We start from the raw sequence: 23,414 nt of genomic DNA on the forward strand, positions 1-23,414 counted from the left end.
CCCGCCGGAATTGGAGGTGCATGAGGGAGCCAGATGTACCGTGATGATCATCCGGCCATGCACTATCGAATCTCGGATTTCACATACCAGATTGAAGTCGGCGATTTCCCGTACGTTTGAAGGGATCTCCTGACACGACGCCGGGGGGAATACCGGCCACTATCCGCGACATGCGACTCACACGATTCAGTGACAACGCGCTGCGCTGTCTCATGGTGCTCGGGCTCGAGCCCGACGCACTCATTCCGGTACACTCCATTGCCGTGCGCATGAACATGTCGCACGAGCATCTCGTGAAGATCGTGCAACGGCTTGCTGAACTCGGCTACGTCGAGACCGTGCGCGGCCGCAACGGGGGCGTGCGCCTCGTCAGATCACCGCAGCACATCACCCTCGGCGCGCTGGTACGCGAGACCGAGGACAATCTCGCGCTCGTCGAGTGTTTCGAGCCCGAGTCGAACACCTGTCCGATTGCACCGGCCTGCGTGCTGGCGCGCATGCTGGACGAAGCGCTGTCGGCGTTTCTGGCGGTGCTCGACGGTTACACGCTGGCCGATGCGCTCAAGCCGGGGCGGAAACTCACGACCCTGATGCGGGCGGTACCGGCGTTGTCGTCGGGAGGCAGTTGACGAACAAGCGGGTGTAGTTGAGCAGCGTGGCCAAGGTGCCCAGGCTCCACGTGGCGATGCCGATGTTGGTGATCAACGCCTGCTGCGCCCACACACCAGTGGCCAGCAGCACCCACCCGGCGGAGAACCCCGTCACGCCGGCATACAACAGGCCGGGATGCAGCAGCGCGGTGGGCGTGCCGAGCGCGCGCAAATGTGGTCGCTGTGGCGCGAGGCGCACGAACGTCACGTGGGGCAGGATTTTGCCCGTCACCCCCACCACCAATGTGGTGAGCCATCCAAAGAACAAGGCGACCAATAGCGCCGCCCAATGCTGCAGCGCATGGGCGTCGGTCACGAACACGACAACGGCCATGCCAACCGATGCGACCAATGCCGTTGACGCGGACGCCACGTACCACAGCGCCGGGTCCAGCGCGCGCTGGCGCCGGAAGAACCAACGGCCGAGCAGTGTGGCGGTGAGCGCGCCGCCCACGAGCAGTGCGATGGCACCGACACGCATCACCACCGTCTGCGTGAAGACCGCGCCGACCGCGAACAGAATCAATCCGGTCGTGGTGATCCACAGATGCGCCACCAGCCAGCGGCGATCGTCGCCTGGAGCCGCCAGAAACGTGGGGAGCATGCGACTGCCCACACCGATGGCCGAGAGGGTGCCAAAACCCACGGCCCCCATCACCGCATGCGCCGCCAGCAGATACAGGCGATCGACGTGCCACCAGCCCATCGTTTCTCCGATACGGGCCGCGGCGATGAAGAGCCCGACACCAAGGGCGGAGTGTGCGATGGTGACATAGGTGCCGACCATGCGCCCGTTCACACTGTGTCGACGCGCGCGCAGCGTGTTGCGTGAGTGCGCGCCAACGGCGGCAAACATGAAGAGCCACCCAATGCCTTGCAGCGATCCACGCCACCACCAGAATCCCGCCAGCAGCGCAGCCACCCCCACCTGCTGCAATACAAACCCCCAGTATCCCAGTCGCACGCTCCGCAGCGGCACGCCGAGTCCCGCGGGTACGAATTGCAGCAGAGTTCCGAAGATCGCGGTTCCCATGGTGCCCAGCATGATGGCATGCACCATCGCGAGGACCGCCGGATCAAAGACCAGCCCGCGGACGAGCGGCGCCATGGCGGCCGGCAGCAGTGCGGTCGCGACGGCCAACCACAACAGCGCGGCAGCAAAGTGCAGGGCGGGCAGTGCGAGCGGTGGTGCGGCCACGGGCCCCCCGGCCTGCGGGAGCGCCGAACGGTTCGCCATGCGCTCGGTGTTTTCAGGAGCTGGGGACTGCAGCACAACAGCCATCGTGTGATCCAGGCAGACGTCAATAAAGGTATCTAATACTCCATTTAATTTGCGTGGTGCGTCCTTTGACCGGTGTCGGAGTATCCCCGACACCGGGATGCGGAGTCGCCTCAGGTTGGTTGTGAGAGCGAGGCGAGTACGGCCTGCATGAAGGCCGGCAGGTCTTTCGGGACCCGGGCGCTGACGATGGGCCCGTCGATCACGGCCGGTGCATCGACCCAGATGGCTCCGGCATTGATCAGGTCGTCCTTGATGCCCAGCGACCCGGTGAGTCGACGACCGCGGACAATGCCGGCCGAGATCAGGATCCAGGGACCGTGACAGATGCTGGCGATCACACCACCCCCGTCGTGCACGGCCTTCACCAGCGCCAGCACGGCGGGGTCGCGACGCAGTTTGTCCGGAGCCCAGCCCCCCGGTGCCACCAAACCCGCGAGCGTTTCCGGGGCCAGGTCTTTCACATGGCCATCCACGGTGCAGGGGTAACCGTGTTTTCCACGATAGCTGGTTTCACCGGTGCCGATCAACGGCGCGGCGTATCCCGCCTCTTCGAGCCGGAGCTTCGGATACCAGACCTCGAGGTCTTCGTATTCAGGGCCAACGAGGACGGGCACGATCTGTTGTTGAGAAATAGTCACGATTCTGTCCCTGTTATTTTCGGTATATGAACGGTTGCAGCGCTTCAGATAGACTGCTGTTCTGCATCTGGCGCAAAAAGCGCACAAAAGTCACCAGAAAATCGCGATGAATGGTGCAAAAATGATCGAATGTCTGTCAGTTTGTGCTCGAAAGGCAGATATCGCAGGACGCACATCGATTCCCACGCGCTACCATGAAACTCATCGTCGCGGTGATACGCCCCGAGAAGTTGGCAGATGTCAAACGAGCCCTGTTCCAGGTCGGTGTGACCGGAATGACCCTCTCCCGTGTCAGCGGGCATGGTGGTGAGCGGGATGTGGTGCAGCACTACCGGGGAGAGTCGGTCGTACTCGAATTCCACGAAAAGGTGCGGATCGAAATGGCCTGCTCGGAGGAGTATGTCGAGCGCACCATTCAGGCGATCTGCGAAGGCGCCCGCACGGGAGATGTCGGTGACGGCAAGATCTTCGTCATGCCGCTCGAGCGCACGGTCCGCATTCGGACGGGGGAGCATGACAATGATGCCCTCACCGCCATCAATGCCGACGAGGTCATGCGCCAGACGCAGCTCGAGATGCGGGTCCCCAAGCTGGAGGCCCTCTGATGTCCTTTGCCTTGTCGACGTTGCTGGCGGCTCAGGAGGTCGTGGCGGCTGAGGTCGCGGCACCCGCCACCTTGGCACCTGCCATCTCGGCCGGCGATACCGCGTGGGTGCTGGTGAGCACCGCGCTGGTCGCGTTCATGGTGCCTGGGCTCGCCTTCTTCTATGGCGGCTTGGTGCGCAGCAAAAGTGCGCTGAACACCATGCTCATGAGTCTGGCCGCGCTTGGCGTGGTGACCGTGCAGTGGGTGTTGTTCGGGTACAGTCTGGCATTCGGACCGGGCTCCAACTGGATTGGTGGGCTCGATTGGGTCGGGCTGCGTGGTGTGACCGCGGTGCCCAATCCCACCTATGCCGCGGCCCTGCCGCAGCTCCTCTTCACCGCCTTTCAGGGCATGTTCGCGGGCATCACCGTGGCCCTCTTTTCGGGCGCGGTGATCGATCGGATGCGGTTCTCCAGTTACCTCGTATTCGGGGTCATCTGGACCACGTTCATCTACGATCCCCTCGCGCATTGGGTGTGGGGCGACGGCGGCTGGCTGCGATCGTTGGGGGCGCTCGATTTTGCCGGCGGCACCGTGGTGCATATCAGTGCCGGCGTGACGGCGGTGGTGCTGGCCGTGGTGCTGGGGCCGCGTCGTGACTTCAAGCGGGTGCCCACCGTGCCCCACAACGTGCCCTTTGCGCTCCTGGGGGCCGGCATGCTGTGGTTCGGCTGGTTCGGGTTCAATGCCGGTTCGGCGCTGGCGGCCGATGGCATTGCGGCCAATGCGCTCATGAGCACCCATGCGGCGGCCGCTGCCGCGCTCGTCACCTGGGTGACGCTCGAAATCGCGCGAGGCGGCAGAGCGACGGCCGTCGGCGGCGCTACCGGCGCCGTGGTCGGGTTGGTGGCGATCACCCCCGCGGCAGGTTTTGTGTCGCCATTGGCGGGCCTCGCCATCGGCGCGCTGGCCGCACCCTGCTCGTTCTTTGCGCTGCACTACCGTCCGAAAACCCGCCTCGACGACACCTTGGATGTGTTCGCGTGCCACGGTGTGGCTGGCATCATGGGCGCCGTACTCACGGGTGTGTTCGCGTCGAAGGAGGTCAACCCCAACGGCGCTGATGGCCTGCTTGCCGGCAATGCGGCCCTTGTGGGAATCCAACTGCTGGCGGTCGTGGCCACCATCGTGTTCGTGGGCGTGGCCAGCGTCGTGATCCTCAAGGTCCTGGCCATGCTGATGTCCTTGCGGGTGTCGGTCGAGTCGGAAGTGCAGGGGATCGACCTGAGCGAACACGGCGAGGAGGCCTACCACGGCAGTGACCTGAGCGACCTGACGGGCCGGCGTACCTCGCTCGGCGACAGTGTGGTCATCACGGCCAGTGAACTGGCGCGGATGCCACGTACCGCTTGATGCCCCAATGGCGGGTGAGGCCCACCTCACCCGCCGTTGGCCAGGACACCCCAAACACCGGCGCGACAACACAAAAAAACGGGCGCTCACCACGAAGGTGAGCGCCCGTTTGCACAACGCCAGACAATCGCCGGAGGCTTAGCGCTTCCGCGCGGCATCCTGCAACCAGGTCATCGGGATCATGAACAACGGCGTCAGGAACAGGCCGAGCAGGATGTTGATCCAGATCAGCGCCATCCAGTAGGCGGTCATGCCGAGGGATGCCCAAACAGATCCCAGCGTGCCGTGTGATTCCACGATCGTTCTCCGGTGACGTAAGGTGGGCGACCAGCGAGCGTGCGTTCGCCCGAGACGCTTCCGATGCGGTTCAAGAGTAGTCGACGCGCCGGTCCAAGGGAAGCACCGGACACGACACCCAATCCATCCTGGGCAGATCCGACGGATATCCGCGAAGATCCTGCGTATGCAGTTGACGAAGCGGACGCGCCAACGCATCAGTCCGGGAATGGCGCTTGTTCGAGAGGATCCCGATCCGGACATGCCGGCTGATGGAATTCCCGAGGGGATTCCGGCCGAAGATCTGTTGCGCGCGTCGATCGAGGTGGCCCTCGCCGCGGTGCGGGAACCGCTGGTGCTTGCGGTGTCCGGCGGGAGCGACTCCATGGCGCTCCTGTTTGCGATGGAGCGTTGGGCTCCCGACCGCATCGCGGCCGTCGCCACCTTCGATCATGGCACCGGCAGTTATGCGACGGATGCGGCCTCGCTGGTGGCCGCGCACGGCCGTCGACTGGGCCTCACCGTGATTCGTGAACGGGCCCGGCGGCCGGGCGTCAACGAGGCCGCCTGGCGCGATGCGCGCTGGAGTTTCCTGCAGCGTGTGGCGCGCGGTTTTCATGCCCGGGTGGCCACCGCACATACGCGCGATGATCAGGCCGAAACCGTGGTCATGCGCTTGCTGCGTGGCAGTGGTGCTCGTGGACTGGCCGCGTTGGCGGCGCCGTCGCCAGTGGTGCGACCGTGGTTGGGTGTGTCCCGGGAAGAGCTGACCCGCTGGCTGGCCAGCGAAGGGCTGCCGTTCCTGGAAGATCCCATGAACGCGTCGCGGTACTTCCTGCGTGCTCGGGTCCGCCATGAACTGCTCCCCGCCTGCGAGGCGGCGTCGCCGGGGTTTCGCGATGCGATGCTGCTGATCGGCGAACGGGCGGCGCGGTGGCGGCGTGAGGTGGAACAGTACCTCGATCAGGCCGGTCTGGTGGTGGAGCACGCGGGGCGTTCGGCCAGTCTGCCGGTGGAAGTGCTCGAGCAGACCACGCCGGAAGGGCAGGCGGTGCTCTGGGCCGCCCTGAGTGCCCGGGCCGGGGTCACCCTCGATGCGCACGGAACCCGCGCTGCCGTTCGGTTTACCAGCAGCCGACGTCGTGGTGCGTATATCACCGTTGCCGGTGGAGCCGCGATCATGCGGACGCGTCGCGCGGCCGAACAGGTGGCGAGTGACGTGGGGGCAGATCGGGGGATCAGGGCGCCGGCAGGCGTAGGAGAACGATTCGTCGTGCGGTCCCGTGCGGCGGCAAGCGAAGCGGTGGAGTGGAGCGGAGAGTCAACGACCTTGCCGAGGCGGCTGGGGCAGTGGCGATTCCGGCGACTCGCAGCAGCGCCTGCCGCCTTTGATGCATGGCACATGGGGTTGCCCGCAGGCACATCAGTCGTCGTCCGCCCGTGGAGGGAAGGCGACCGCATTCGGAGTGCCGGGGCAGCAGCAGGGCGACGTGTGACACGGTATTTTACGGAATCCCGGATTCCCGTACCCGATCGATCGCAGTGGCCGGTGGTGCTGGTCGACGATGAGGTGGCATGGGTTCCAGGAGTTTGCCGCGGTCTCGCGGCGCCGTCCCGGTCCGGTCGATCGGAGTTGATCTGGTATCGGTGTGAGCGCGAGTTTGACTGAACCGCAGGAGATCCAACCGGATCCCCGTCTCGATGGTCGGGCCATGAAGCGCGTCGTGTTTGATGCCGGCGCGATCGCGACGCGTGTGCAAGAGCTGGGCGCGGACATCACGGCGGCCTATCCCGACGGGGACCTGCTCGTACTCGGATTGCTCAAGGGCAGCTTCATCTTCCTGAGCGACCTGGTACGTCACGTCAACCGCCCCTTGCAGGTGGACTTCCTGGTCGCGTCGTCCTACGGCGATGCGATGGAGTCCTCAGGCGTGGTGCGGCTGTTGTACGATCCGGAAACGGAGTTGGAAGGGAAGCACATCCTGCTGGTGGAAGACATCGTCGACTCCGGTCGCACGCTCAACCGGCTGGTCGAGTTGTTGCGCGAACGCAATCCTCGCTCGTTGGAGATCTGTGCCCTGCTGCACAAGCACATCGCCCATGAGCTTCGTCATCCCACGCGGTTCGTCGGGTTCGACGCGCCGCATGAATTTCTGGTCGGCTACGGGCTCGATCATGCCGAGAATTTCCGGCATCTCCCGTATGTCGCCAGTCTGCAGTAAGGCGGACACTCCATGGCACCAAACATGACGCCCGCGCCGAAGAAGCCCAACAACTGGGGGCGGTGGTCCAAGACGCTCTCGTTCTGGATTCTCGTGATCCTGATTCCGGTGGCCTTCCTGTCGTACGGGAATGGCCGCGAGGCACAGGCTCCGGAGATCGGCTATTCCGATTACCGCCAGCAGCTCGAGGCGGGCAACATCAAGCAGGCCACGTTCCAGTCGGACAACGTGCTGATCGGCCAGTTCAACCAGCCCGTCCGCGTGCAGAACCAGGAAGCGAAGCGCTTCACGGTGCGCATGGTGGCGGGGTCGTTGGCGGACGAACAGGACCGGCTGTATGCACGTGGTGTGCGCACCGCATCGCAGGAGCCGCGTTTCAACGCCGGCAGCTTCCTGATCACGATGCTGCCGTATCTGCTGCTCATCGGCTTCTGGATTTTCCTGTTCCGTCAGATGCAGGCCGGCGGCAACAAGGCATTCTCGTTCGGCAAGAGCAAGGCGAAGCTGCTCAGCGGCGATACGCCCAAGCTGACGTTCGCCGATGTGGCGGGCGCTGACGAAGCCAAGATCGAACTGCAGGAAATCATCGAGTTCCTCAAGGACCCGCAGAAGTTCACCCGTCTCGGCGGTCGTCTGCCGAAGGGCGCGCTGTTGGTGGGCCCGCCGGGTACCGGCAAGACGCTGCTCGCCAAGGCTGTGGCCGGCGAAGCGGGCCGTCCGTTCTTCAGCATGTCGGGCTCGGATTTTGTCGAGATGTTCGTCGGCGTCGGCGCGTCACGCGTGCGCGACCTGTTCGAACAGGGCAAGGCCCATGCGCCGTGCATCATCTTCATCGACGAAATCGATGCCGTCGGCCGTCATCGTGGCGCCGGTCTTGGTGGTGGACACGATGAGCGCGAGCAGACGCTGAACCAGCTCCTCGTGGAGATGGACGGCTTCGAGTCGAACGACGGCGTGATCCTCATCGCGGCGACCAACCGTCCTGACGTGCTCGATCCCGCACTGCTGCGCCCGGGTCGTTTCGATCGTCAGATCGTGGTCGATGCGCCGGACCTGCGTGGCCGCGAAGGCATCCTCAAGGTGCACCTGCGCAACAAGCCGATCGCCGATGACGTGAGTGTCACCGCGCTCGCGCGTGGCACGCCGGGCATGTCGGGTGCCGATCTGGCCAACCTCGTGAACGAAGGCGCACTGCTCGCGGCGCGCAAGAATCACGAAAAGATCTTCATGAACGATCTGGAAGAAGCGAAGGATCGTGTCATGCTGGGCGCCGAGCGCAAGTCGCTGGTCATGAAGGACGAAGAGCGTCGCCTGACGGCATTCCACGAAGCGGGGCACGCGGTGTGTGCGATGATCGTCAAGGGCAACGATCCGCTGCACAAGGTGACCATCGTGCCGCGTGGTCGTGCTCTGGGCATCGCGTTCACGCTGCCCGAAGACGATCGCGTGTCTGTCACGCGTGAGCAGCTCGAGGCGCGGTTGGTGATGGCGTATGGTGGGCGTGCGGCCGAAGAGATCGTGTTTGGCCACAACCGCGTGACCACCGGTGCAGCCAGCGACATCCAGCAGGCCACGAGCATTGCGCGCCGTTATGTCACGCAGTGGGGATTGTCCGACACCATCGGTCCGATCCTGGTTGGTGACAACGAGCAGGAGCTCTTCCTCGGCCGCGAGATCCAGTCGCGCCGTGAAGTCTCCGAGCAGACGGCGCAGATGGTCGATGCGGAAGTGAAGCGGGTGGCGTTCGAAGCCCACGCCCGTGCCGTCTCCGTGTTGACCGAACACCGGGTGCTGCTCGACTCGGTGGCACACGCCCTGCTCGAACGCGAAACGCTGTCGCGCGACGACATCCTGATTCTCAAGGATGGCCGGAGCCTGCCGCCGCGCGCCGAAGAGCCCGTGTTGACCGCGCCGTCGGCGATCGCCGGCAGCACCGCCACCTCACCGGCGCGTCCTGTGTCGCCGCCGTTGCTTGGTGGTCCTGAGGTTGCCCCTGCGTAAGGCGGCCGTGGGACGCGCCACTGGAGTGGCGTGACGGACCCGCTGAGCTTTGCGCTCTCGGTCACCTGGCGCGACGGTCTCGAAATCGGGATCGTCGCGCTGGTGTTCTATCGGCTGCTCGCTTTCGTGGAAGGACGTCGCGCGCTGCAGGTGCTGGGCGGCGTGGTGGTACTGCTGACCGTGTATGGACTGGCCAACTGGCTGCGGCTCACCATGATCCGTGAGCTGCTCGGACTGTTGTTCACGTATGGCGTTTTTGCGCTGCTCATCATTTTTCAGCCAGAGCTGCGTGCGGCGTTGGCCCACATCGGGCAAGTGCCGGTGACCAAGCTGTTGCGACGCGAAGAGTCCCTGGGATCTCGCGAAGACGAGATTGCGGATGCGGTGGAACGCCTGTCCCGCAGTGGCGTGGGCGCCATCATTGCCATCGAGCGTGAGGTGTCGCTCGACGAATACCTGGAGAGCGGCTCGTCGCTCGAAGCGCGACTCACCACAGACCTGTTGGCTACCATTTTCACACCCTATTCGCCGCTGCATGATGGTGCCGTGATCGTGCGCGGCCATCAGATCGTGGGCGCCGGGTGCATCCTGCCGTTGTCGCAGGGCAGTGTGAGCTCGCGTTCGATGGGCACGCGTCATCGTGCCGCATTGGGGCTGGCCGAAGAAACCGATGCGCTGGTGATTGTGGTGTCGGAGGAGACGGCCACGATTTCGGTGGCAGAGGGTGGTGAATTGCGCTCCGGGCTGACTCCGATGCAGATCCGCGATCTGGTGTTGGGCAACCCGGTGCGTGTCTCCGAGCGTCTGGGTGATCGCACGGGCGAGTGGCGCATGCCCAAGGGGACTGGTTGAGCCCCACGGCGTCGCGGACACCGGTGCGTCGGCGCGGGGTGAAACTGCCTTCTGCGGTAGTGGCGGCCGGCGTCACGACGATGGTGCTCCTCACGGCGTACCTCGCCACGGCCGCACCGGACCTCACCTTCTGGGATGCCAGCGAACTGACTGCCGCTGCCCATACGCTGGGGATTCCGCATCCGCCCGGTACACCGCTCTGGGTACTGCTCGGCCGGGTGGCGGTGCTGGCGTTTCAGTCGGTGAATCCCGCGCGGGCGGTCACGTTGCTTTCGGTACTGGCCGCGGCGCTGACCGGCGGTGTCGGGGCCTGGATGGCCTCACGGTGGATCGGAGCCCGCGGCGCGGTCGTGTCGGCCGTCATTGCGGGCACGTTCTACACCGTGTGGAACAACGCCACCGAAACGGAGGTGTACGCCGTCTCGCTGCTCGCCAGTGTGTTGTTGCTGTGCGTCGGAGAGCGCGCGGGGCGTGGTGATATCGATGAACCGCAACGCGCCCGACTGCGTGGCTTGATGGCCTTCATCGTCGGACTGGCGGTGCCTCTTCACTTGAGCATGCTGGTCGCGCTGCCGGCCGCAGTGGCCTTTGCCTGGCGGGGGCCGCGCCCCAACGCACGCCAGGTTGTTGGGTGGGGGATGTTGGCGCTACTCGGGTTTTCCACCGTGGCCGTGCTGCCGTTGATGGCGGCTCAAGGGCCGGCGCTGAATTCCGGCAATCCGATCACATTCGACGCCCTGCTGGCAGTACTTCGGCGCGAGCAGTACGAGGTGCCAGGACTCTGGCCTCGCAATGCCCCACTGTGGCTCCAACTGGGCAATGTGCTGCAATGGGCAGACTGGCAGGTGGCGTTTGGGATCGAGCCCAGGCCGGTGCCCTCGTGGCCTCGCACCGCACTCACTTTGCTGTTCGTGTGGGTGGGACTGCTCGGATTGCGCGCGCTGTGGAAGCACGAAGCCCGGGTCGGACGCGCCATGCTGCTCCTGGTGCTTTCGGCGTCTTTCGGGGTGGCACTGTGGCTGAACATGCGCCTCGGGCCCACGTTTGGCGGATCGCTGGTGCCGGCGAACGCGCTCCATGAGGCCCGTGAACGCGACTATTTCTTCGCGCTGGGATTCTGGGCGTGGGGGATGCTGGCCGGGGCGGGTCTGACCGCAGTCAGCGCGACGCTGGCGCGTCGGTTGCCGCCACCGATTGCGGTGGTGCCGTATTTCGCGGCCGTTATTCCACTCGTCGTGAATCGTACGCTCGTCGACCGAACGCATGAACCGGCGGCGTCGCTGCCACGGGTGTACGCGCGTCTGCTGCTGGACGCGGTGCCCGAACGGGGGGTGCTGCTGGCTGGTGGTGACAACGACACCTTCCCACTGTGGTATCTGCAGCAGGTGGAAGGGGTACGTGAGGATGTCACCGTGGTGACCGTGCCCCTGCTGGGCGCAGAGTGGTACCGAGCCCGGTTGGTGCGGGAGGGGTTGTTGGCGGAGCAGGCGGTGGTGCGCTGGCCCGGTCTTGCCGGCGCCCTGCGGTCGGTGATGATCCACGCCGAACTGGCTCGGCGTCCCGTTCGGGTGAGCACGCTGCTGGGCCGCCACGAACGGGTCGAACTGGACGGTGCGGTGGGCTGGGCCCTCGAAGGGCTGGTCTATGCTCCGTCGCGCGCGCTGGCGGCCCGCAGTACCGGTCTCGATCTGTCGGCCATGCGGGAAAGCCGGGACCGCACCCCACCATCGGCACTGACGACGCTGCCGGTGGGAGCCGATCCGGCCCTTGGAACGGCTCAGGAACTGCTGCGCTGCAATACCATAGAGCGGCTGGCCGATCCGTTACTTGTGTCGTGGTGCGGCGGGTTCTAACCTTATGTGCTATGCCAATTTCGGGCCATATGCCGGTCGCGGTGGACCATGTGCGGGAAACGGTCTCGGAGGTGCGGTCACGCATCGCCGCCGCCCGCTCACGTGGTGGCCATGGACAGGAGGTCACGCTGGTGGCGGTGACCAAGACCCATGGGCCCGACGCGGTTGAGGCAGCCTATGCGGCCGGTGTGCTCGATGTGGGTGAGAACAAGGTGCAGGAAGCCGAGGGCAAGATGGCCCAGGTTGCCGTACCCGTCCGTTGGCACCTGATCGGACACCTGCAGCGCAACAAGGCCCGCAGCGCCCTGCGTTTCGACCTGGTGCACAGCATGGACAGTGAGCGGCTGGCTGCCGCCCTGCACGACGAGGCCGTCAAGGCGGCTCGCTCGCTCGATGTGCTCCTGCAGGTGAATGTCAGCGGCGAGGACAGCAAGGGGGGCGTGGCGCTCGCGGATGTACCTGCGTTGGCTGATCGCCTGCACGCGCTGGGGACGCTGCGAGTGCGTGGCGTGATGACCATGGCACCGTTCGAAGCGGCGGAAGCAACGCTGCGTACGGTGTTTGCGGGTGCGCGCACGGCGCGCGTGGCACTGCAACAGGCGGGACATCCGGCCGAGTGGCTGAGTATGGGGATGTCTGGCGACTATGAGATTGCGGTCGAGGAAGGGGCCACGCATGTGCGTCTGGGCACCGTCCTCTTCGGCAGTCGCACCTGACGGGATCCGGGATGACCGACGAGCACTTCCAGGGGTTTCACCTCACGGCAGTCGATGTGCGGCGCTACGACTTCGGCAACGCATTGCGGGGCTATGATCGTGCGCGTGTCGACCAGTTTCGCGAGCAGGTCGCCGAAGAACTCGAGCGCCTGACGCGCGCCAATCAGGAGCTCGACACGAAGGCTCGCAATTTCCACGAGCAGCTCAAGTCGTTCCGGGATCGCGACAAGGCCTTGAACGAAGCGCTGGTCAGTGCGCAGCAACTGCGTGGCGATATCCGCGAGCAGGCCGAGCGTGAAGCACAGCTCATTGTACGCGAGGCCCAGCAGGATGCGGAGCGGCAGTTGCAGACCGTGCGGGACGAGGTCCGTCGGGCCGAGGAAGAGTTGCAGGCGTTGTGGCGCACGCGCCGGAGCTATCTGGCGCAGTTGCGTCACCATCTCGAACGCCAGCTAACCGACCTCAACGCCGCAGAGTCGGAACCGGTGCCGGATTTTGCGACGCCGCGCGCCGGTGTGGCGCAGCGTGCGGAGCCGTCAGTGGCCCGCGATGTGCGTGAATTGCCGCCCCGTCCGGTGGCGCCGACGCCGTCGTGGCTGGATGCCGTGGAGGAAGGTTCGTGACGATGACACCGGGCGCACGCCCGCAGTTGCAATACACACAGGAACACACCGCGGTGTCGTTGTCGCATCCCGCGCTGGGGTTGCACGCCCGTGAACGGGTGGAAGCCTGTGCGCAGGCCGTGCGCAAACGTTTTCCGCGTACCGTCGATGCCGCGATCATCCTGGGCACGGGGCTCGGGGCGCTGGCCAATGAGATTCAGGTGGAGCAGGTCATCGACTATCACGACCTGCCGAACTTTCCGTTGTCCACGGTGGAGTCCCATCGCGGGCGCTTGTTGTGCGGTACACTGAGCGGAAAGACCGTCGTTGCGATGCAGGGCCGATTTCATCGCTACGAAGGGTATTCGTTGCAGCAGGTCACGTTCCCTGTGCGCGTGTTGCGTGCGCTGGGCGCGGAGACGTTGATCGTGAGCAATGCGTGCGGTGGCATGCACCCGCTGTGGGTGCCGGGCGATCTCATGCTCATTGCCGATCACATCAATCTGCTGGGCGACAATCCGCTGATCGGTCCGAACGATGACACCCTCGGCCCGCGCTTTCCGGACATGTCGGAGCCGTATGACGCGCGGTTGCGCACCCTGGCCCGTGAAGTCGCTCTCGCCAATGGGGTGACGTTGCGTGAAGGCGTGTATGTGGCGGTGCAGGGGCCCAATCTCGAAACGCGCGCCGAGTATCGCTTTCTGCGCGGCATCGGGGCCGACGTGGTGGGCATGTCCACCGTGCCGGAAGTCATCGTCGCGGTGCACGGCGGCATGCGGGTGCTTGGCCTGTCGATTATCACCGACAACTGCCTGCCGGACGCACTGCAGCCGGCGCACCTCGACGACATCATCGCCGTGGCGCGTGGTGCGGAGCCCAAACTGTCCGCCGTTGTTGCCGGGGTGCTGGGCAGGCTGTGAGTTGCCGCCTTCGAGCTCTCGTTCTGATTCCGTTGTGAAGTTCTGACCCCTTTCGATCGCCAGCGTACATGACCGTGCCGCAGGACGCCGTACTGTTCCCGTTGCTTCCCGAGACCAGCGCCGACGCGCTCGAAACCGAACTGCTCGCCACGTGGGAATCCGAGCAGCTCTTCGAGCAGACGCAGGATGCGCGCGCAAACGGGAAGCCGTTTGTGTTTTTCGAGGGACCGCCCACGGCCAACGGGCGTCCGGGTATTCACCACGTCTTTTCGCGGACGATCAAGGATCTGTTCTGCCGGCACCGGGCCATGCAGGGGCACTTCGTGCCGCGCAAAGCCGGCTGGGATACGCACGGGCTCCCCGTCGAAATCGAGGTGGAGAAGGAACTGCAGCGCGAAGAAGCGGCGCGGCAGGGCGTCGATCCTTCCGAGATCGCCAAGCTCGGCGGCAAGCAGCTCATTGAGCAGGTGGGCGTGGCGGAATTCAATCGCCGTTGCCGTGAGAGTGTGTGGAAGTACCGCGGCGAGTGGGAGAAGCTGTCGCAGCGCACCGCCTACTGGCTCGACTACGGCGATCCTTATGTCACGTACTCACACAATTTTGTGGAGAGTGCGTGGTGGGCGTTGCGCACGTTGCACGACAAGCAGTTGCTGACGCGCGGCCACAAGATCCTGCCGTATTGCGCACGCTGCGGCACCGCGCTGTCGAGTCACGAAGTCGCACAGGGGTACGAAGACGTCGAAGATCCGAGCGTGTACATCGCGCTGGATCTGCTGGATGAACACGGCAACGCGCCGGCGATGCGTCGCCGCGTGCTGGTGTGGACCACCACGCCCTGGACGCTCGTGTCCAACACGGCGCTGGCAGTGCATCCCGATCTGTCGTACGTGGAGTTGCGCAAGAAGACCGGCGCCGAGTGGACGATCATCCTCGCCGAAGCGCGTGCGGCGGGTGTGTTGGGTGCCGACTGGACGGACCGTTGGGACGTGGTCGGCACGATGACCGGTCGTGACTTGATGGGTCGTCGCTATCGTCGTCCGTTGGATTGGGTGCCGTTCCCCGATGAGGGTGAACACGAGATCATCGTGGGCGAAGACTTCGTGTCGGCCGACGATGGTTCGGGCGTGGTGCACATGGCGCCAGCGTTTGGCGCCGACGACTACGCCGCCGGCCAGCGCAACGGGCTCGCATTCCTGCAACCGGTAAATGCCCGCGGCGAGTTTGTCGACGGCGTGCCGGAAGTGGCCGGTGTGTTCGTGAAGAAGGCCGATGCCCGCATCCTCGAAGTGCTCAAGGAACGCGATGTGTTGTGGAAGGCGAGCACGTTCGTGCACTCGTATCCACACTGCTGGCGCTGCGGCACACCGTTGCTGTATTACGCGCGTGGCTCATGGTTCGTGCGCACCACGGCGGTGCGCGATCAGTTGCTGGCGCGCAACGGACGGGTGAACTGGAATCCCCCTGAAGTGGGATCGGGTCGGTTCGGTGAGTGGCTGTCGAACAATGTCGACTGGGCCATCTCGCGTGACCGCTACTGGGGCACGCCGTTGCCGGTGTGGATCAACGACGAAGATCCAACCGAAGTGGATGTGATCGGCAGCTATGCCGATCTCGCGCAGCGCATCGGGCGCGCACTGCCGGACGACTTCGATCCGCACAAGCCGCACATCGACCAGTACACATGGCCCGCGCCGAGTGGCAAGGGCACGATGCGTCGTGTACCGGAAGTGATCGACACCTGGTTCGACTCCGGGGCGATGCCGTTTGCGCAGTGGCACTATCCGTTCGAAAACGCCGACAAGGTCCAAGCGCAGTATCCGGCCGACTACATCTGCGAAGGTGTCGACCAGACGCGTGGCTGGTTCTACTCGCTGCTGGCCATTGCCACCACGCTGGGCGACGCCTTGCCGAACAACGGCGATGATATGGCGGCGCCGTATCGCAACGTGGTCGTGAACGACCTCGTGCTCGATGCGTCCGGACAGAAGATGTCGAAGAGCCGTGGCAATGTGGTCAACCCGTGGGAGGTGCTGGAACGTCACGGGGCGGACGCGGTGCGTCTCTTCCTGGTAGGCTCGAGTCAGGTGTGGGTGCCGCGGCGTTTCGATGAGAACGCCATCCGCGAAACGGCGGGTCGGTTCCTGCTCACGGTGCGCAATGTCTACAACGGCATCTTCGCGCAGTACGCCAACTTCGGGTGGACGCCCAGTGCTGCAGATCCGCAGATCGCGGACCGTCCGGCGCTCGATCGCTGGATTCTGTCGCGTTTGTCGCGGGTGGAGCAGGAGGCCAATCAGCATCTGAACAATTACGACGCCACGTTGGCCGCGCGTCGGGTCATGCAGTTCATGGACGACGATGTGTCGAAGTGGTACGTGCGGCAGTCACGGGCCCGCTTCTACGATGTGGAAGGCGCGGACAATCGCGCGGCCTTCGCCACACTGCACGAGGTGCTGACGGTGACCTGCCGGTTGCTGGCACCCTTTGCGCCGTTCATGACGGACGCGCTGCACCGGGCGCTGACGGGAACCTCTGTGCACCTCGCGAGTTACACGCGGGAGTCTCCCACGCCGGTGGACGAGACCCTCGAGGCGGCGATGCAGGATCTGCGGACGCTGACGGGGTTGGCGCATGCGGCGCGTGATGTGGCGGATGTGAAGGTGCGTCAACCACTTCCGTCGTTGCAGTGTGTCGTGCCGGGCGACGCCGATGCCGTGTCGGCGTTGGCCGGGTTGTTGGCGGCCGAGCTCAATGTGAAGCAGGTGGAATTCGTCACGTCCACGGATGCGCTCGTGTCCCTGGAGGCGAAGGCCAACTTCCGGACGTTGGGCAAGAAGTTCGGCAAGGAAACGCCGCTGGTCGCTGAGGCGGTGGGGACCATGCCGGCTGACCTGCTGCGGCAATTGGCGGCAGGCGAATCGGTATCCATCGACGTGGCCGGCGCGGCGCGCTTGATCGCTCCAGACGATGTGGCGATCATCCGGCGCGCGTCGGGCGATGCGGTGGTGCAGGAACATGCCGGCTATGGCGTGGCGCTGGATGCCACGATCACGCCGGCGCTTCGTGCGGAGGGGTTGGCGCGCGAGGTGGTGAGCCGGGTACAGCGTCTCCGGAAGGAAGCTCAACTGGCCGTCAGTGACCGGATCACGGTGGCGGTGGCTGGTGATGAAGAGTTGCAGGGGGCCGTGGCCGCACATCGCGATCACATCGCCCAGGAAGTGCTCGCCGTGCGGTTGTTGCTCGGCGACGAAGCTGGATCGCCGTTCCGCACGGATGGGAACGACAGCACGTGGACTGCATCGCTGACCGTGGATGTCGATGGACGTCCGGTCCGGTTGGCGCTCACCAAGGAAGGATCGTGATGGCTGAATCGAAGACGACGTCGACGAAGGACGTGAAGAAGCCCAAGCCGATGCCGAAGAAGCAGCTCCAGTACTTCGAGAAGCGTCTGCTCGATGAACGGAAGCGTGTCCTCAAGGAACTCGGCCATCACGGCGAAGCCTTTGGCCCGAATGCCGACGCCGAGAACGATGACTCGAGCGCCTATTCGTTCCATATGGCCGATCAGGGGACCGATGCCATGGAACGGGAAAAAGCGTTCCTCTTTGCGTCGAAGGAAGGTCGTTTCCTGTGGCACCTCGACCAGGCGCTGCGTCGCCTCTACAAGGCACCAGCCACGTTCGGCAAGTGTCACCAGTGTGGTGAAGACATCGCGTTCGAGCGTCTCGATGCGCTGCCGAATGCACGCTATTGCATCGCGTGCAAGCAGCGTGAGGAAGACGCCAAAAAGAGCTGACGTGAAGCTGCTCATCGCCGTCCCGGTTTTTCTGGTCGTCCTGATCCTGGACCTGATCACCAAAGCCGTCGCTGTGTCCGTGCTGGCACCGTCCGGCGCGCCAATCTCCGTCATTGGGGAGTGGTTCCGCTTTGCGCTGGTCTACAACCCCGGAGCGGCCTTCGGGCTGCATCTCGGCGAGTACTCGCGCTGGTTGTTCATGGTGCTCACGGGCGTGGCGTTGGTGGTGCTGTGGCGCCTGTTGCGGCAGTCGGCGGAGGGAGATGTCCGCCGCCTGCTCGCGATTGCGCTGGTGGCGGCGGGCGCCGTGGGCAATGTCATCGATCGTATTCGGTCCGAACTTGGTGTGGTGGATTTCATCGATATCGGCATCGGGCTGCATCGCTGGCCCACATTCAACGTGGCCGATATCGCGGTGAGCAGCGGAGCATTCCTGCTCGCCATCGTGTTGTGGCGTGAAGAACGGGATGAAGTGGCGCGAGCAGCGGCCGATCAGGCCACACTCGCAACATCGTCCCGTTCCGCCGACATCTCGTAAGGCCGTTCGCGGCTGTCCTTTGCGTAGTTGCCCATGAAGCCCAACCCTCGCGCGGCCGCTGCAACGGCCACGCTTTCCGACGCGCCCCCGGCTGCCGCCACGATGACGTTCTGGGTCATCGTGCTCGTGGTGGTGGTGATCGATTTCATCACCAAGTCACTGGCCGTCGAACACCTCACGCCCCGGCACATCCCCCATCGCATCATCGGGGACGTGGTACGCTTCACGCTCGCCTACAATCCCGGCGCGGCCTTTGGCATGCACCTGGGACCGGGATCGCGTTGGATCTTCGCCACGCTCGCGGTGGTCATCGTGTCGGTGCTGCTGAAGGCGACGGCCGAGCTCACGCGCCTCTCGAAACTGGCGGCGATCGGTGTGCCCATTGTGGTGGGTGGGGCGATCGGCAACCTGGTCGATCGTATCCGCATGCGCGAAGGTGTTGTCGATTTCATCGACATCGGTATCGGCAACACGCGGTTCTGGACGTTCAATGTGGCCGATTCTGCGGTCACGATTGGCGCGGTGTGCCTGATCCTCGCGCTGTGGGAGCAAGACAAGCTTCAGCAGGCCGCGGCGCGTGATGCGGCATGACGGGAGAATCGGCGTCGGTTTCTGAATTCACCGTCGGCTATACCGCGGGCGGCCGTCTCGATCTGCTGGTGGCCGATCATGCCTCGGTCTCGCGCACGCAGGCGGCCACGCTCATCGCCAACGGCAACGTGCTGGTGAATGGCGCGCGGGAAAAAGCGTCATACAAGGGCGAGACGGGTGATGTGGTCCGTGTGACCATCCCGCCACCACCGGGGCGCGATATCGTCGCTGAGCAGATCCCGCTGGATGTGGTGTACGAAGACGAGCACCTGCTCGTGGTGGACAAGGCCGCTGGCATGGTGGTGCATCCGGCGCCCGGCAACTGGACGGGCACGCTGGTGAATGCACTGCTCGGCCGCGGCGAGCCGTTGGCGGAAGGGGGCGGTGAAGATCGCGCCGGGCTGGTACACCGCCTCGACAAGGACACCTCGGGACTGTTGGTCGTGGCCAAGAGTGACGCGGCCCATCGCACCTTGAGCAGCGCACTCGCCGCCCGGCAGGTGACGCGGCGCTATGCGGCGGTGTGCTGGGGGCATCTGGCCGAGGAACGGATCACGGTGGAGAAGCCGATTGCCCGCGATCCGCGAGACCGGACCCGCATGGCGATCGTCCAATCCGGTAAGGCCTCGCGTACGGACTTCACCCGCCTGGCCCGTTTCGACTCGGTGGACCTGCTGCGGGCGCACCTGCACACCGGGCGCACCCATCAGATTCGTGTGCACCTCGCGTCGACGGGACATCCGGTGGTTGGTGACGACACCTATGGGGGCGGTGGCGGGCGCCGTCTGGCGCTGCTGCCACCCCGTCGTCATTTCCTGCACGCGGCCTGGCTTCGGTTCCGTCATCCGATCAGTGGTGACCTGATCGACCTGCGCTCCCCGCTGCCGGCGGACCTGCGCACGTCGCTGGCCGCCTTGGGGAGCATGCCGGAGTTGGCGACGCAACAGGACCCGCTCGAGACCTTCCATTTCTACGACACCGACTGAGCCCTCCCCGTTCGACGACGAGCCAGACGCCCAATGGCTCGTCGTACGTTCGGGTGGTGACATTCTGGGCATTCCCATCGCTCAGGTGCGTGAGGTGGTGCGCCCGGTCGGCCTGCGCCCGGTACCCGGTGCCCCCTCGATCCAGGCCGGGATCGTCAATGTCCGGGGGGCAATTGTCACCGTCCTGGACCTGCAGGCCCTCCGCACGGGAGTACGTGCCGTCACGCCCGGGTCAATCGTCCTGCTCTCGTACGGTACCCGAATGCTCGGGTTGGCCGTTGATGCGGTGCATGACGTGCGGGTGATGGACGACGAGGCCAAGGCTCCAGGAGCCGGGGCTGCGCTGGACCTTCCTGACGTGATGCCGCTGGACGCCGTGGCCCTGTGCGCGCGGCACATGCATTCAGTCGAGGAGAGGGAACGGTGAGCCAGACAGTACTGATCTGCGACGACGCGATCTTCATGCGCACGATGGTGGGGGACATCCTCACCCAGGCAGGATACGAAGTCGTCGGTGAAGCCGAAACCGGCATTCAGGCCGTGGAGAAGTACAAGCATTTGCGCCCCGACCTCGTGACGATGGACATCGTCATGCCGGACATGGGTGGTATCGATGCCGTTCGCGAAATCACGAAACACGATCCCACCGCGAAGATCCTGATGTGCAGCGCGATGGGACAGCAGGCCCTGGTCGTGGAGGCCATTCAGGCCGGTGCCAAAGATTTTGTGGTGAAGCCGTTCCAGCCGAGTCGTGTGCTGGAAGCGGTGAACCGCGTGCTCGCCGCCTGACGCGCGTCGTCCGGCGCGAGCGTCACCCGGCCCCATGATGGACGCGTCCGCGACGGGCGCGGCGCGCTATGCCGCGCTCTTTCAGTCGGAGTCGCGCGAACATCTCGATGAACTCGATGTCGCGTTACTTGCGTTGGAGCGCGCGCCTGCGTCACCCGATGTCAGCGCACATGTCGCCACGCTGTTTCGTGGCATGCACACCATCAAAGGCATGGCTGCCGCGATGGGTTATGCCGTCGTTGAACGGTTGGCGCATGCACTCGAGTCGCGATGTGAGCCGCTGCGCAGTGGCGCAGAGCCGGTCAGCGTCGATGCCATGACCCTGTTGTTCGATGGCACCAGCGCGTTGCGTGTCTCCATCGATCGCGCCGCCCTTGGCCGTGAGGATACCGGCGATGAAGAGCGTGTGACGGCACTGGTGGCGGCATTGCGTGCCACATCACCAGACGGGCTTCGCGCCTCGGTCTCCGGCGCGCCGGCACCGGTGACCGCGGCATCCGTCACCGCGACATCGGCCACGCCATCGCGCGGCCTCACCCCGTCGGTGGCCGCTCGCGTGGTGGAGATCCGCCTGAGCGACGACTGCCCGCTCAAGGGCGTCCGGGCCATGATCGTGGCCGCGAAGTTGGGTGCCCTCGGTCAGGTGGGACAGGCGACGCCGCCGCAGGAGCGCTGGCAGGACGATGCGTTCGACGGCGTCTTCAGTGTGCTGTTGACGAGCGACGCTGGCGATGACGCGCTGGTGGATGCGGCGCGCAGTGCGGGCGATGTGGCGCGGGTGCAGGTGCGTGCGCACGTGGCCGAGGTGGCAAGCACCGCGGCACCGGTGCGCACGGTGCGACTCGACGCTCGTCGTCTCGACACACTGCTCGATCTGGTTGGTGAACTGGTGATCTCTCGCGATCGCCTGCTCCGGGCCATCGAGGCGATGGAGCAACCGGATCGGCAGGTGATTGCCGCCGCCCGCGACGCGGCGCGGCTGGTCAGTGTTATGCAGGAAGAGGTGCTGCAAACGCGCCTGCAACCGGTGTCCCAGGTGTTCGATCGCTTCCCGCGTCTGGTGCGCGATGTCGCACACGAACTCGGCAAGGACGTGAATTTCCTGATGGAGGGCCGCGAGATCGAACTCGATCGTGCGTTGCTCGATGCCATCGGCGATCCGATTCTGCATCTGCTGCGCAACGCACTCGATCACGGCGTGGAGGATAGTGAAACACGTCGCGCTGCGGGCAAGGCGCCAGCGGGTGAACTCATTCTGCGTGCCGCCCGCGATCGGGGCACCATCGTGATCCAGGTGCAGGACGATGGACGGGGGATCGATCGACTGGCCGTGTTGCGCAGGGCGCAGCATCAGGGGCTGGTGTCCATGTCGGAAACCACGCTGACCGATGAAGCGCTCTTGCCGCTGGTTTCGCGGGCCGGGTTCTCCACCGCGCATGCGGTCACGAACCTCTCCGGTCGTGGCGTGGGCGTGGATGTGGTGAGCACCCGCGTGCGCGCTCTCGGCGGGCAAGTGGAGCTGGAAACGCTGGAAGGGGAGGGCACCGTGTTCACCCTGCGCCTGCCCGCCACGCTGGCCATCACACGTGCGCTGCTGGTGGAAGTGCAGGGTGAGACCTTCGCCATTCCCGCCGTCAATGTGGAGGAAGCCTTGGCGTATCACGACGCCCTGGAAGTGGCGCCGCATGCGTTGGCGGCGGCTGGCCACCGCAGTGCCGGAGCCCGGGCCATCACCGTGCGCGACGAGATCGTTCCACTGGTGGCGTTGGATGAGTACTTCGGGCTCGATCAGTCGTCCATTTCCCGGAGGGGCGAAGACCGGGAGCGGCACGTCGCGTTGGTCGAAGCCGGTGGTCGACGCGCGGCGCTTCTGGTCGATGCGTTGGTCGCACAGCAGGACATCGTGGTGAAGCCGCTCGACGTGGTGCAGGGGGCCGCGCCGTGGTTCAGCGGAGCCACGGTGCTGGGTGACGGCACGCCGGCGCTCATCGTCGATGTGGCGAGCATCGTATAGCCTCGCCGGGTACGCGGGTTCGGGCAGCTCAACGGAACGAAACAGCAGTGGGAGCAACATGAACGCCATCCGGTCACTGAAGACCATTCAGTTGGACGCGCTGCGTGAAACGGCCAATATCGGCGCGGGTCACGCGGCCACGGCGTTGTCGCAGATGACCGGCAGCACCATCATGATCAAGGTGCCTGCTATCAGCATTGCGAGCATCGAAGAGTTGCCCACCCAATTTGCGGCTGACGAAGAGCCGGTCGCCGCCGTGATGATGCACATGCTGGGTGATCTCTCCGGGCGCACCCTGCTGGTGTTCCCGAAGCCCACGGTGATGCGTCTCGCCGAATTGATGTTGCGACGCCCGGTCGGTTCGTCGGTGGCGTTCAGCGAACTCGAGACGTCGGCCATCAAGGAAGCCGGGAACATCCTGAGCGGTGCCTACATGAATGCGCTCAGTGATTTCCTGGGCATGCTGCTGCTGCCGTCGCCACCGACCATGGTCGTGGACATGGCTACGGCGGTGCTCACCAGCGCATTCAGTGAGTTCTCCGCGGATCCCGATGCCGTGTTGTGTGTGGAGAGCGAATTCCTGCTCAGGGAGATGCAGCAGACGTTGCGCGGCTTCTTCTTGCTGCTCCCGGATCCGGCATCATTGCAGGTGATGCTGCGCGCGCTGCGCCTCGCCTGAGGCGGCGGAG

Annotated in this window: 22 protein-coding genes; 20 read left to right on the forward strand and 2 right to left on the reverse strand. The window is 65.0% G+C overall.

Annotation, left to right across the window (positions count from 1 at the left end; translation table 11 throughout):
- Positions 1–170 precede the first annotated feature (170 nt).
- Complete coding sequence (locus tag GAU_RS07085; protein WP_012682875.1) at positions 171–629, forward strand: RrF2 family transcriptional regulator; 459 nt, start codon at positions 171–173, stop codon at positions 627–629.
- Here GAU_RS07085 and GAU_RS07090 read toward each other — a convergent pair.
- Both GAU_RS07090 and GAU_RS07095 read right to left on the reverse strand, forming a co-directional pair.
- Positions 580–1,932: a hypothetical protein gene (locus GAU_RS07090; protein ID WP_041265357.1), complete on the reverse strand. Its 1,353-nt coding sequence runs from the start codon at positions 1,930–1,932 to the stop codon at positions 580–582. The two genes, GAU_RS07085 and GAU_RS07090, sit on opposite strands and share 50 nt — an antisense overlap.
- 110 nt (positions 1,933–2,042) lie before the next feature.
- On the reverse strand, positions 2,043–2,570 hold the full coding sequence (locus GAU_RS07095) for a type 1 glutamine amidotransferase domain-containing protein (RefSeq protein WP_012682877.1): 528 nt from the start codon (positions 2,568–2,570) through the stop codon (positions 2,043–2,045).
- A gap of 194 nt (positions 2,571–2,764) precedes the next feature.
- On the opposite strand from GAU_RS07095, the gene GAU_RS07100 reads away from it, so the two are divergent.
- From GAU_RS07100 to GAU_RS07190, 19 genes are all read left to right on the forward strand, one after another.
- Positions 2,765–3,175, forward strand: a complete 411-nt coding sequence (locus tag GAU_RS07100) for a P-II family nitrogen regulator (protein ID WP_012682878.1) — start codon at positions 2,765–2,767, stop codon at positions 3,173–3,175.
- Complete coding sequence (locus GAU_RS07105; RefSeq protein WP_012682879.1) at positions 3,175–4,569, forward strand: ammonium transporter; 1,395 nt, start codon at positions 3,175–3,177, stop codon at positions 4,567–4,569. Before GAU_RS07100 ends, GAU_RS07105 begins: the two co-directional genes overlap by 1 nt.
- A gap of 538 nt (positions 4,570–5,107) precedes the next feature.
- Positions 5,108–6,514: a tRNA lysidine(34) synthetase TilS gene (gene tilS / locus GAU_RS20600; RefSeq protein WP_012682880.1), complete on the forward strand. Its 1,407-nt coding sequence runs from the start codon at positions 5,108–5,110 to the stop codon at positions 6,512–6,514.
- Entirely contained in the window at positions 6,507–7,067 is a 561-nt protein-coding gene (gene hpt / locus GAU_RS07115) for a hypoxanthine phosphoribosyltransferase (protein WP_197526059.1), read from the forward strand. Before tilS ends, hpt begins: the two co-directional genes overlap by 8 nt.
- Positions 7,068–7,079: 12 nt before the next feature.
- The gene (gene ftsH, locus GAU_RS07120; protein WP_156798936.1) at positions 7,080–9,068 is read left to right on the forward strand and encodes an ATP-dependent zinc metalloprotease FtsH; all 1,989 of its coding nucleotides are present in this window, start codon (positions 7,080–7,082) and stop codon (positions 9,066–9,068) included.
- A gap of 30 nt (positions 9,069–9,098) precedes the next feature.
- Positions 9,099–9,920, forward strand: a complete 822-nt coding sequence (gene cdaA / locus GAU_RS07125; protein WP_012682883.1) for a diadenylate cyclase CdaA — start codon at positions 9,099–9,101, stop codon at positions 9,918–9,920.
- A 38-nt stretch (positions 9,921–9,958) separates the two neighbouring features.
- The gene (locus tag GAU_RS07130; protein ID WP_156798937.1) at positions 9,959–11,773 is read left to right on the forward strand and encodes a protein O-mannosyl-transferase family; all 1,815 of its coding nucleotides are present in this window, start codon (positions 9,959–9,961) and stop codon (positions 11,771–11,773) included.
- Positions 11,774–11,784: 11 nt separating this feature from the next.
- Positions 11,785–12,489, forward strand: coding sequence for a YggS family pyridoxal phosphate-dependent enzyme (locus tag GAU_RS07135; RefSeq protein ID WP_083765519.1), 705 nt, complete (start codon positions 11,785–11,787; stop codon positions 12,487–12,489).
- A gap of 11 nt (positions 12,490–12,500) precedes the next feature.
- Entirely contained in the window at positions 12,501–13,112 is a 612-nt protein-coding gene (locus tag GAU_RS07140; protein WP_012682886.1) for a DivIVA domain-containing protein, read from the forward strand.
- An 80-nt stretch (positions 13,113–13,192) separates the two neighbouring features.
- Positions 13,193–14,011, forward strand: coding sequence for a purine-nucleoside phosphorylase (locus GAU_RS07145; RefSeq protein ID WP_012682887.1), 819 nt, complete (start codon positions 13,193–13,195; stop codon positions 14,009–14,011).
- Positions 14,012–14,079: 68 nt separating this feature from the next.
- The gene (ileS, locus tag GAU_RS07150; RefSeq protein WP_012682888.1) at positions 14,080–17,373 is read left to right on the forward strand and encodes an isoleucine--tRNA ligase; all 3,294 of its coding nucleotides are present in this window, start codon (positions 14,080–14,082) and stop codon (positions 17,371–17,373) included.
- Positions 17,373–17,807, forward strand: coding sequence for a TraR/DksA family transcriptional regulator (locus tag GAU_RS07155; protein ID WP_041265360.1), 435 nt, complete (start codon positions 17,373–17,375; stop codon positions 17,805–17,807). The genes ileS and GAU_RS07155 overlap by 1 nt, the downstream gene beginning before the upstream one ends.
- A 1-nt stretch (position 17,808) precedes the next feature.
- Positions 17,809–18,345, forward strand: coding sequence for a signal peptidase II (gene lspA / locus GAU_RS07160; protein WP_052574297.1), 537 nt, complete (start codon positions 17,809–17,811; stop codon positions 18,343–18,345).
- A gap of 33 nt (positions 18,346–18,378) precedes the next feature.
- A complete protein-coding gene (gene lspA / locus GAU_RS07165) occupies positions 18,379–18,936 on the forward strand; it encodes a signal peptidase II (protein WP_052574298.1) in 558 nt (185 codons plus the stop codon).
- Entirely contained in the window at positions 18,933–19,922 is a 990-nt protein-coding gene (locus GAU_RS07170; protein WP_012682892.1) for an RluA family pseudouridine synthase, read from the forward strand. The genes lspA (GAU_RS07165) and GAU_RS07170 overlap by 4 nt, the downstream gene beginning before the upstream one ends.
- A complete protein-coding gene (locus tag GAU_RS07175; protein ID WP_083765522.1) occupies positions 19,903–20,349 on the forward strand; it encodes a chemotaxis protein CheW in 447 nt (148 codons plus the stop codon). Before GAU_RS07170 ends, GAU_RS07175 begins: the two co-directional genes overlap by 20 nt.
- Positions 20,346–20,711: a response regulator gene (locus GAU_RS07180; protein ID WP_012682894.1), complete on the forward strand. Its 366-nt coding sequence runs from the start codon at positions 20,346–20,348 to the stop codon at positions 20,709–20,711. The genes GAU_RS07175 and GAU_RS07180 overlap by 4 nt, the downstream gene beginning before the upstream one ends.
- 34 nt (positions 20,712–20,745) lie before the next feature.
- A complete protein-coding gene (locus GAU_RS07185) occupies positions 20,746–22,725 on the forward strand; it encodes a chemotaxis protein CheA (protein WP_012682895.1) in 1,980 nt (659 codons plus the stop codon).
- A gap of 58 nt (positions 22,726–22,783) precedes the next feature.
- Positions 22,784–23,404 carry a chemotaxis protein CheC gene (locus tag GAU_RS07190; RefSeq protein WP_012682896.1) on the forward strand — a complete coding sequence of 207 codons (621 nt, stop codon included), beginning with the start codon at positions 22,784–22,786 and terminating at the stop codon, positions 23,402–23,404.
- Positions 23,405–23,414 lie beyond the last annotated feature (10 nt).

The organism is Gemmatimonas aurantiaca T-27, assembly GCF_000010305.1.
GTDB classification, from domain to species: domain Bacteria; phylum Gemmatimonadota; class Gemmatimonadetes; order Gemmatimonadales; family Gemmatimonadaceae; genus Gemmatimonas; species Gemmatimonas aurantiaca.